The 10,264-nt window shown below is 62.9% G+C and carries 8 protein-coding genes; 4 read left to right on the forward strand and 4 right to left on the reverse strand.

All coding sequences use genetic code 11. From position 1 onward, the window contains the following. Positions 1 to 153 precede the first annotated feature (153 nt). Positions 154 to 1,506, reverse strand: coding sequence for an IS1380 family transposase (locus tag DDF70_RS33770; RefSeq protein ID WP_114946644.1), 1,353 nt, complete (start codon positions 1,504 to 1,506; stop codon positions 154 to 156). Positions 1,507 to 1,738: 232 nt separating this feature from the next. On the opposite strand from DDF70_RS33770, the gene DDF70_RS33775 reads away from it, so the two are divergent. Continuing rightward, entirely contained in the window at positions 1,739 to 2,152 is a 414-nt protein-coding gene (locus DDF70_RS33775; RefSeq protein ID WP_114948947.1) for an MbcA/ParS/Xre antitoxin family protein, read from the forward strand. Then, the gene (locus DDF70_RS33780) at positions 2,149 to 2,862 is read left to right on the forward strand and encodes an RES family NAD+ phosphorylase (protein ID WP_114948948.1); all 714 of its coding nucleotides are present in this window, start codon (positions 2,149 to 2,151) and stop codon (positions 2,860 to 2,862) included. The genes DDF70_RS33775 and DDF70_RS33780 overlap by 4 nt, the downstream gene beginning before the upstream one ends. 456 nt (positions 2,863 to 3,318) lie before the next feature. Here DDF70_RS33780 and DDF70_RS33785 read toward each other — a convergent pair whose 3' ends face one another. Further along, positions 3,319 to 4,029, reverse strand: a complete 711-nt coding sequence (locus DDF70_RS33785) for an IS6 family transposase (RefSeq protein WP_114948949.1) — start codon at positions 4,027 to 4,029, stop codon at positions 3,319 to 3,321. A gap of 285 nt (positions 4,030 to 4,314) precedes the next feature. Between DDF70_RS33785 and DDF70_RS33790 the strand changes: the two genes are divergently transcribed. Further along, positions 4,315 to 4,743: an Lrp/AsnC family transcriptional regulator gene (locus tag DDF70_RS33790; RefSeq protein ID WP_114948950.1), complete on the forward strand. Its 429-nt coding sequence runs from the start codon at positions 4,315 to 4,317 to the stop codon at positions 4,741 to 4,743. A gap of 116 nt (positions 4,744 to 4,859) precedes the next feature. Then, on the forward strand, positions 4,860 to 7,895 hold the full coding sequence (locus DDF70_RS33795; RefSeq protein ID WP_245435760.1) for an aminotransferase class III-fold pyridoxal phosphate-dependent enzyme: 3,036 nt from the start codon (positions 4,860 to 4,862) through the stop codon (positions 7,893 to 7,895). Between the two features lie 192 nt (positions 7,896 to 8,087). On the opposite strand, the gene nagA is transcribed toward DDF70_RS33795, so the two are convergent. Together nagA and DDF70_RS33805 are read right to left on the reverse strand one after the other, a co-directional pair. Further along, positions 8,088 to 9,251, reverse strand: a complete 1,164-nt coding sequence (gene nagA, locus DDF70_RS33800; protein WP_114948951.1) for an N-acetylglucosamine-6-phosphate deacetylase — start codon at positions 9,249 to 9,251, stop codon at positions 8,088 to 8,090. Continuing rightward, on the reverse strand, positions 9,251 to 10,264 hold a 1,014-nt coding region (locus tag DDF70_RS33805; protein ID WP_114948952.1), incomplete at its 5' end, for an SIS domain-containing protein. The genes DDF70_RS33805 and nagA, both read right to left, overlap by 1 nt.

A 10,264-nucleotide genomic window follows, 5' to 3' on the forward strand; every position in this document is an offset into this window, starting at 1 on the left:
CCGATCGTATTCACCTGAGCTTGTTGCGATGACCTGACTTGCGGCTTGGGCGAGCCAATCTGTTGCGTCTTTTTCATCGCGGCGAGGTTTGGAACGTAGGAACGCGTTGGCGGAGAAGACATGGGGTGACCGGGGCGATGGCAGCCCCGGCGCTCATGGCGAGGCTGCTCTCGGGCTGGGCAGGAGAGCCGCCGCTATGGCGCGGAACAGGTCGGCTTCGGGACAGCAGGACGCGTAGGCCAAGCGGATGCGGCTGGTGGTTTCCTGCACCCGCACGGCGATCTTGAGCAGGCGAAGCCGCAGCGTGGCGAACTCGGCCCGGGCGAGATCGCGTGCAGCCGGAATAGCCTCGCGCACCGCCAGCATCAGCCAGTAGGCGGCCGTGTGCAGCACCAGCCGAACCTGATTGGCCACTGCTCGCCGGCACGAGGTCCGGTCGGAGGCGAGTTGCGCCTTGTGGAACTTGATCCAGTTCTCGGCCTGACCCCGGGCACAGTACAGGCTCTCGTAGATGACCCGCGGGCTGGTGCCGGTCAGGTTGGTGACCACAAAGCGGATGTCGAGCCCGAGGCGGGTCGCCTCGATGCGGGCGATCGCGCGACGCTCGCACGACCAGCTTTTGGCCCGGTGCCTGGTCTCAGCGAAATCCCGCACCACCTCACGATCCTCGATCGCCCGTCGGGTGCGCACCGCATCCGCGGTGTCCTGCACCTTGCTGGTGAGCGGCCGGCTGCCGGCCAGCCCGAACAGATAACTGAGGCCGCTCTGCTCGCAGAAGGCCATGACCTCAGGCCGGGCATAGTGGCTGTCGCCCCGGATCGTGAGGCGGGTGAGAGGCCAGCGCGTGCGGATGCGCCGCACGAGGCGTCGCAGATGCGCCCGCACCTCACGACCCGAGGGTGTCTTGCCCGACCGCAGCACGACGGCGACCGGTCGGCCGGTGCTGTCGTAGACATGGATCGGCAGAAAGCAGCGCTCGTCATAGTGCGCGTTGAACAGTGAGAGCTGCTGGTGCCCATGCACCACGTCGCAGGTGTCGTCGATATCCAGCACCACGCCGTCCGGCGGGGTGGCATAGCTGTCCATCCACTGGTCGACCAGGGCGTAGCTCAGGCGGATCGCATCACGGATCGTAGGCGCATTCTCCAGACGCGAGAGGGTCGGCTGCGAGGCCAGATCCGTCCCGGTTTCCGGCAGGCGCTCGCAGGCGAGCTTGAATGCCGGATCAGCCCGCAGCGGGCCGAAGTCGTTGCAATCCTCATAGCCGCACGCGATGGCGAAGATGCGGGCGCGGATCATATCCGGGATCGCGTGCGTCACGCGGCTGGGATCGCGCCGATCCGGGATGATGCGCGCCAGCCGCTCGGCGATGCCGAGCCGGCGCTCGGCCTGGGCCAGGAGCATGACGCCGCCGTCGGACGACAAGCGTCCGCCGTCGAAAGCAGCGGTGATCTTCTTGCGGCCCACGGCTGGAAACGGGAAGGTTGCGGTTGTATCGTCCATCATGGCGGGTGTGGCAGCTTTGAAGGGGTTGCAGGACGGGTGTCAGCAACCAAATCCTACGCTGCTTCAAGTGCTTAAGCTACATCCGCCAGCCCTTCTCCAGCCACCTCGTGCATAAGAACGGCTAAGCTGAACTGCAATGATGAAGCTATGTTTCACTTGTGCGGATGCAAGGAACAGCAGCTTGCCATTTGGCATTGAAATCGGCATATAATGCCATAATGGAGATGCTGCTATGGCTGCTTTACTGCCCGTCGACACCGCACCTAGGGACTTCCAACCCTCACCGATTACCGATGATGAGGCCGCCGCGATGTTTCGCGCAGCGCTCAACTTGTTCCGCTTGTGGGACATTACTGATGAGGAGGCGGCCACCCTGCTGGATCTGCCAGTGCGGACGTACCGCCGCTGGAAAGCTGGTGATCTCGGCCGCATCGACCGCGACAGCAAGGCTCGGCTGTCGAACCTCATGGGCATCCATAAAGCCCTCCGGATCATCTTCCGCGAACCGCAGCGCGGTTATGCTTGGATCAAGAAGCCAAACTCCGCATTCGCGAACAGGTCGGCCCTTGAGGTGATGCTCGGCGGTGAACTCACTGACCTGATGCGCGTCCGCCGCTATCTCGACGCCGAGCGGGGCACCTGGTGATCGATATAAGTTCAATTTCCATCTCAGAGATCAGGTGGCCTAGTTCCGTTCGGATCATCCGGAGCATCTTTCCACCGATTGACCTCTTCGAGGACATTGCCGACCCAGCCGATTGGCCCCTGATTATCTCGGCGGAACAGAAGACCAATCCGCGCCTAATGGAGACCATCGGCAATCTCGACCTTGTCCCGGAACAGCGTCGCGTCGCCGGGCCGGGGGCGAGTTACCTCATGGCTCCTTTTACACATGTGAGCACTGATCGGCCCAGTCGCTTCAGCGATGGTACGTTTGGCATCCTCTACGCGGGGAACACCTTTGAAGTCGCTCTATTCGAGACGATCCACCACCATGGGAAGTTTATGGCCCGCACGGATGAACCGGCTGGGTGGACCTCTCAATTCCGCGAGATCTTGCTCGACATCAATGCACAACTGCATGACCTCAGGAGTAGTGCAGCCGACCAATCGGGGCTGCTCCGGCTCGACAACTACGAAGCGAGCCAAGCATTGGGGTCTCAGCTTCGTGCTGCAGGCTCCAACGGTGTCGTTTACCCGAGCGTCCGCTATCCAGGTGGCGAGTGCGTGGGTGTGTTTTATCCAGACTGCGCCGCAAATCCCATTCAGGGTCGTCATCTCGACTACCACTGGAATGGCACGACAGTTGATCTCTACCGCAATGCGAACACCGGCCAAGTTTACCGGATCGTGTAGCCGTCACAACGAGTTTCGCCAGTCACCATCGTTACTCGCACCTGGCTTCCGTTACCACAACTGAAAACGAGATCCTTACCAAATTGGACCTGTGCTGAAGCCAGCAGTTTGGTGTCGATCCCCAGCTGCAGACGAACACGTTTGGTTAACCATGCGTGGTCAACCGCCTCGCACAGTCCTAATTGCGTCACAAGCTCGACCCAATGCGGAGCTGATGTGAGCACACAACGCTCTCAAAAATTCAGCTAACGATCCGCGAGTAAGCTCATGAGCTATATGAAAACCCAAGTCAGGCTGCAGCTCGGTGCAACGGGCAAAGGCCTCCTGGCAGCGACGGCGATCGGCTGGGGCCTGTTCGTATACTCCGTCCTGTCTACAGGATCTGAGGAGCACACGCTCCAGAGGGCACCGTCAAGTTGTTGAAGAAGGACATACCGACCCGGCTCGCATCCGGACTTAGGCGACGCTCGCGATATCAGTCACGTCAGCCCAGACCTGGAAGGCCTGAGCCCGAGCCTTTCGATGATCAGCGGCGTTGGTGTTAGCCGGACGGCGGAAGAGGTTCGCGACTTGATCATGAACCGAGAGGAACCGTTGAGCCTGCCCGGCTGACTTGAAGCGCTTCATGATGCGCTCCCGTCGTCGGGTCGGCTGATGGCTATTCTCGGCACGATTGTTCAAGCCTCGATGCTGTCGATGCTCCACACCTGGCATGACAACCCTTTTCGCAGCGGCATAACTGGCCAGCTTGTCCGTGATCATCACCCGAGGCGCCGCACCCTGCTTCTTGAGCAGCTTGCGCAGCAGACGCTTGGCCGCTGTGGCGTTGCGACGGCTCTGGACCAGGATGTCGAGCACGATCCCATGCTGGTCGACCGCTCGCCAGAGCCAGTGCTTTCGGCCTGCAATGCTGATGACAACCTCGTCGAGGTGCCACTTGTCACCGGCTGCCGGAAGACCTCTGCGGATCTGGTTGGCAAAGCTCTGACCAAACTTCAGTGCCCATTGCCGCACCGTCTCATGGCTGACCAGGATGCCTCGGGCAGCCAGCATTTCCTCGATCATCCGGAGGCTGAGACGAAATCGAAAGTATAGCCAGACGGCATGGCTGATCACTTCAGCCGGAAAGCGGTGACGGGCATAGCGGGGGTGATGGGGCGAGTTCATCCCTCCTATATGCCTTCTATCGGGTCACCCGCCGGTTAACCTGACGGTGCCCCTTGGATGGGTACTGACAGTACCCCCGGCACGTCCTGCCACTGGCGGATTGTTTGCGCCGGTTCCCCGTTCAAGCTCGGAAGGCATTTCCAGGAAGGTGGTACCTGCGGACGCTGCAAGCCTGTTTCGTGACTTGTCTGCGCCTGTGGTAGGGTATGTACAGTTGGCTGTTTAGCCTTAACCCTTGAACCCGCCAGCCTCCTCCGCCTGTAATAATCCTAGGCCCGCCCCTACATGGACGAAAAGAACCGCGAGATCCTGCGCCTTCTTCAGCAGAATGCCCGACTTCCCCTCAAGACCCTTGCTGGCAAGGTTGGACTGGCGCGCAGCTCTGTCCGCGAGCGGATCGCCCGTATGGAGGCTGAAGGAATCATCCTCGGGTATAAGGCGGATGTGCTGTCGGATCTTCGGGGAGGGGAGGTGGTCCGGGCTCTGCTGATGATCCGGCTGAGGCGAACGCCGGCGCGGGAGACCGTTTCCCGCATCACAGCCCTTCCAGCCGTCCGACGGTGCTTTTCCGTCAGCGGCGACCTTGATCTTGTGGTCGAAATCGAGGCCGCCGCCATGTCAGGCCTCAACTCTGCCCGAGACGAGATTGCCCTCATGCCGGACGTCGCAGACGTCACGACAGCGATTGTTCTCAAGGATGAGAAGCCCGCCTGAGTGGCGCCAATTGACGTTCGGGCCGTCGAAAGGGCGGCGGGACCGCCATATTGGCTGGTGCGGCCGCCACCCCGTCGATGCCAGGTTCTATAAAACCACAAACCCGGAATGCTGCCTTGACCATCCTCAACGACCCCCGTCCCACTTTCTCGAGCATCGCCGCACGGGAGCATCTGCGGGCGCACTTTGGTATTGAAGGTGAGTTGGCCTGCCTACCAAGCGAGCGGGACCAGAACTTTCTCGTTGAGGCAGCGGACGGACGAAAACTGACGTTCAAGATCATGAACGCGGCGGAGCCGCTCTCAGCCATAGAGTTTCAGACTTCTCTCCTGCGCCACGTGGAGAGTTGCAACCCAAACCTGACCGTTCCACGCATTCTGCCCACGGTGCGCGGGCAGGATTTCGCTCTGATCGACAGCGCATCGGGACGGCATGCCGTGCGCCTTGTCTCCTACCTTCCGGGGCGCCCGCTCGCCGAGGAGGTGAAGACACCGGAGGTTCTGCATGGCCTAGGGAAGCTCCTCGGTCAGCTTGATCGGGCGCTTGCCAGCTTCGGTCATCCGGGAGCGCACCGCGCCTTTGATTGGGAAATCCGGACAACGCCAGTTTCCCGAGAGCGTCTGCAGGCGATTACCGACCCCGAGCAGCGTCGACTCGTGGAGAAAGCTCTCGACATTTATGATCTCCGTGTCGTGCCGATCCTGAAGTACCTGCGCTGCGGAGTCATCCATAATGACGCCAACGATTGGAATGTCCTTGTCGCTGACGGGCGCGTAAACGGCTTAATCGATTTCGGCGATGCCGTGCATTCTCCCATCGTCGCCGAACTCGCCGTCGCGTGCGCCTATGCGATGCTTGATGAGGTCAACCCCATTGAGGCGGGCGCCCGGATTGTGGCCGGCTACCATGCCGAGTATCCGCTTCAGGACGAAGAATTCGCCGTGATTCTCGATCTGATCATGGCCCGCCTCGCCATCAGTGTCACCATGTCGGCGGCCCGCCGCGCAGGCGCTGCCGAGGACCCGTACCTCTTCGTCAGTGAGAAGCCTGCATGGGATCTGCTGCGAAAGCTCTCGGTCATCGATCATCGCATCGCAACAGGTATCCTGCGCCAGGCTTGTGGGCTTGAAGCTGCTCCGGGAGCCCGCCGTATCCGGGAGTGGCTCTCCACCAATCGCCGGAACCTGGCGCCTCTCATGAATCCACACCCGGCGCGGCAGGCAAAGCATGTCTTGAATCTCGGCAGCCTTGATGAACCCTTGGCCGCTGCAAGCGCTGCCCAAGACAATGCTGGCGCCGACCGCGCCTATGCCGAGCTCGTGCGTCAGCACGAGTTCACGCTTGGCCTAGGCCCATGGGGGGAATGGCGGGTCATCTATACTGCACCGTTCTTCGAATCGGTGTTGACCGCAGGCAAACGCCGCAACATCCATCTTGGCCTTGATATCTTCGCGCCGGCGGGAACCGAGATGTTCACGCCTCTGGCGGCGACAGTCGTTGCAGCCACGATCAACCCGGAGCCACAAGATTATGGCGGGCTCATTCTACTCGAGCACGAGCCGGAGGCTGGCCTGCGCTTCTGGACCTTGTGGGGCCATCTCGACCATGCCTCCGTCCGGGAGCGCCGTATCGGGGAGCGGCTCGATGCCGGCAGCTTCGTGGCCCGGCTCGGGGATTATGCGGAAAATGGCGGCTGGGTGCCCCATGTCCACTTGCAATTGATCACGGTGCCCTACGAGGATGTCAGCATCATCCCCGGTGTTGGCGAAGAGGCGTTTGTTCCAGTCTGGGAGGATCTCTACCCACGCCCTTACGATTTCGCCGGCCTGGTGCCCGAAACTTTCGTGAGGAGCGGCCGCACGAGGGACGAGCTGGTCGACAGGAGGCGCGGTCGGCTGGGGCGCAACGTCAGCATGTCCTACAGCACCCCTCTCAAAATGGTGCGAGGTGAAGGCGTCTGGCTCTATGACGACTCAGGACGTGCCTATCTCGACTGCTATAACAACGTCGCCCATCTCGGACACTGCCATCCGAATGTACTGAAGGCGATCGCCCGTCAATCAGCGCTTCTCAACACCAACACCCGTTATCTCCACGATGCCATCATTGACTACACGGAAAGCCTGGCCGGAACTCTCCCGAAAGAACTCGACACGTTCTTCGTCGTGTGTACGGGCAGTGAGGCTAATGACCTGGCCTTGCGAATGGCGCGAACCGTCACGGGCCGCAACGACATGCTGGTACTCGATTGGGCCTATCATGGCCACACGCAGGCCCTGATCGACATCAGCCCCTACAAGTATAAGAGAAAAGGAGGCGGCGGGCGGTCTGCGTTCACTCATGAGCTACCGATCCCGGAGGTCTACCGGGCGCCCGTGGCCGGAACACCGGAGGAGATTGCCCGCCATTATGCCGGCGAGGCAGGGAGGGCCATCTCCAGCCTCGTTTCGGAAGGCCATGCTCCGGCGGCTTTCATCGCCGAGACCATCCCGAGCGTGGCCGGCCAGATCTTTCTTCCTCCAGGATACCTGAAGGAGGTCTATGCCTATGTTCGTCATGCAGGCGGCATTGTGATCGCCGACGAGGTGCAGGTCGGGTTTGGCCGTGTTGGAAGCTCCATGTGGGCCTTCGAGGAACATGGTGTGGTTCCAGATATCGTCACGATGGGCAAGCCCATCGGCAATGGCCATCCTCTTGCGGTGGTTGCAGTCCGCCGAGAGATTGCGGACGCCTTCGCCAATGGCATGGAGTACTTCAACACCTTTGGCGGAAATCCCGTCTCCTGCGCCGCGGGACTCGCGGTTCTTGAGACCCTTGAGCAGGAGAACCTGCTTACCAACGCCTCCAACCAGGGAGCCTATCTCCTTGAAGGCATGCGGCGCCTGCAGGAGACATACCCGGCTATCGGCGATGTTCGCGGGCGGGGGCTGTTCCTCGGGATCGAGATGGTTCAGGACCGTTCGACCAAGGAGCATGCGGGAGACATTGCGTCCAAGATTTCCAATAGGTGTAAGTCGCTTGGTGTCCTCATGGGTACGGATGGACCCTATGACAATGTCATCAAACTGCGCCCCCCGATGATCTTCAAGCGCGAGCACGCAGATCTGCTTCTGCAGGTCCTTGATCGAGCGATGGGCGATATTCTGTCGTAATTCTGGAAGATAAGGGACGTCTCGCATCCGGACAGTTGGTCTGTGCGGGAAAGCGCATCGGGCCGAGCGTGTATATACGCCGGGCTCACAAACGTCCGGGAGCGAGGCTCCACCAAGTCGCACGGAGGTCGATGGCGCAGCTCAAATGCCCATCGTCGCCAGTAACCGTCATAGGCGAGCGCGCCACGACGGTTACCCATTGTAGTGAACAAGTGGGGCTTCATACAGAGCCTCGCCTCTGATCCACGTCTGCCGCACCTGCAGGCCCTCGTCGAGGAGAACGAGATCGGCGCGATAGCCGGGCGCGATGCGGCCCAGTTCGTGATCGAGCTTCAGGAATTGAGCGGGGATCAGCGATGCCATTCGCAGCACGTCCGGCAGGGCAAGCCCCAGCCGCTCGACGCTGTTGCGCACCGCGCTCGCCATGTCGAGGTCGGAGCCTGCAAGCGTTCCGTCCTCCGTGGTGAGCCTGCCGTCCCGGCGATAGATCGTGCGGCCGTGCAGGTCGAAGCTCGTCAGGTCCGTGCCGGTCACCGACATGGCGTCGGTGACGAGCATCATCCGCTCCGTGCCCTTGGCGGCAATCGCCACGCGCAGAGCCGCATCGCTCACGTGGTGCCCGTCGACGATGAGCCCGCACCAGGTGTCCGGGCTGTCGAGCGCCGCGCCCACGGGGCCCGGATCGCGCCCGGCCATGGGCGGCATCGCGTTGTAGAGATGCGTGAAACCCCGCAGCCCGTGGCGCGCCGCTTCCATGATGGTCGCGTAATCGCCGGCGGTATGCCCGGCGCAGACCAGCACGCCTGAAGCGGCCAAGCGGGCAATCGCCTCCATGCCGGTGCGCTCGGGCGCCAGCGTCACGAGCGTGCGGCCCTCGGTGAGTGAGGTCAGGATCGCGATGTCCTCATCCTCGATCGGGCGAATGAAGGCGGGGTTGTGCACGCCCTTGCGTTCGGGGCTGATGAAGGGGCCCTCGAGATGGATGCCGAGAACGCCGGGCACGCGGGCGGCCAGGGCCGCGCGCATGGCCTCCACGGCTTCCGCCATGGTCTCGCGGGTATCGGTGATGAAGGTCGGCAGAAGGCCGGTGGTGCCATAAGTCCTGTGGGCCTCGGCAATCGTCCGGATGCCCTCAACGCTGCGCACGTCGTTGTAGAGCACGCCGCCGCCGCCATTGACCTGCACGTCGATGAAGCCCGGGGCGAGCAGGCCCTCGATCCGGTGGCGCTCGATGCCGGTGCCCAGATCCTGCTCGTGCGGCAGGCCGAGGATGCGGCCGTTCTCGATCACGACGGCGCGGCCGGCGAGCATGTGCGCGCCATCGAACAGGCGGGCTCCCACGAGGGCGATCGGCATCAGACGGTCTCCGTCACCTTGCGCAGGCGCGGCGGGTTGTCGGGATTGCGGCCGCGCGCCAAGGCAATGGCATTCACGAGGGGGTAGAAGCTCTGGATGAGCGCGATGGGCGCCAGATAGGGATGCGCATCCTCGATCCCCGGCAGGGCGACGCTCGCCCGGCCCTCCGCGGCACCGGCGACGATGACGGGAACGCCCTGCTCGTGCAGCTTCGTCACGAGATCATTGACGCCGCTCAGGGTCTCGTCGCGCTGGCTGAGCACCAGGATCGGGAAGTGGTCGCCCGCCAGCGTCCAGGGGCCGTGCATCAGCTCGGCGGCGCTCATCGCCTCCGCGTGGACGCCGGAGGTCTCCTTGAGCTTGAGGGCGGCTTCCTGCGCGACGGCGAAGCCCACGCCGCGCCCGACGACGAACAGGTTGTTCGCGTCCGACAACTCGGGAAGCGCCGCCGACCAATCGGTCGCGGACGCGCGGGCCAGCACATCCGGCAGGGTGTCGAGGGCCGCCAGCAATTCCTGATCCTGCGACCAGTGCGCCACGAGCTGCAATCCTGCCGCGAGCGCCGCGATGAAGGATTTCGTGGCCGCGACGCTCTTCTCGGGGCCTGCATGCAACGGCAGCACGACCTCGCAGGTGGAGGCGAGCGGCGATGTCGTGTCGTTCACGAGCGCCACCGTCAGGGCGCCGTCGTCACGCCCAGCCTGGGCGAGGTTGAGGATGTCCGGGCTGCGGCCCGATTGCGACACGGCGAGGAACAGGGCGTCGCGCATGCGCGGGCGCGCCTCGTAGACGGAGGTCACGGACGGGCCGACGGACGCGGTGACGAGGCCGGAATGAATCTCGAGCAGGTATTTGACGAAGGTCGCCGCGTTGTCGGAGCTGCCGCGCGCGCAGGTCACGGCGAAGGGCGGCGGCGAGGCGCGCAGGCGCTCGCCGAGCTCGCGGCACAGGGGCGCGTTGCTCTCGAGGAGACGCGCGACCACCTGCGGCGCCTCCTGCGCCTCGCGCAGCAT

The sequence above is a fragment of the Microvirga calopogonii genome (genome assembly GCF_003347665.1).
In the GTDB taxonomy this organism is placed as follows: Bacteria; Pseudomonadota; Alphaproteobacteria; order Rhizobiales; family Beijerinckiaceae; genus Microvirga; species Microvirga calopogonii.

What these genes read in the sequence shown, in the direction of transcription:
- DDF70_RS33770 (WP_114946644.1), bottom strand. Translation starts at nt 1,506, where the DNA reads ATGATGGACGATACAACCGCAACCTTCCCGTTTCCAGCCGTGGGCCGC.
- DDF70_RS33775 (WP_114948947.1), top strand. Translation starts at nt 1,739, where the DNA reads ATGGCTGCTTTACTGCCCGTCGACACCGCACCTAGGGACTTCCAACCC.
- nagA (WP_114948951.1), bottom strand. Translation starts at nt 9,251, where the DNA reads ATGCCGATCGCCCTCGTGGGAGCCCGCCTGTTCGATGGCGCGCACATG.
- DDF70_RS33785 (WP_114948949.1), bottom strand. Translation starts at nt 4,029, where the DNA reads ATGAACTCGCCCCATCACCCCCGCTATGCCCGTCACCGCTTTCCGGCT.
- DDF70_RS33790 (WP_114948950.1), top strand. Translation starts at nt 4,315, where the DNA reads ATGGACGAAAAGAACCGCGAGATCCTGCGCCTTCTTCAGCAGAATGCC.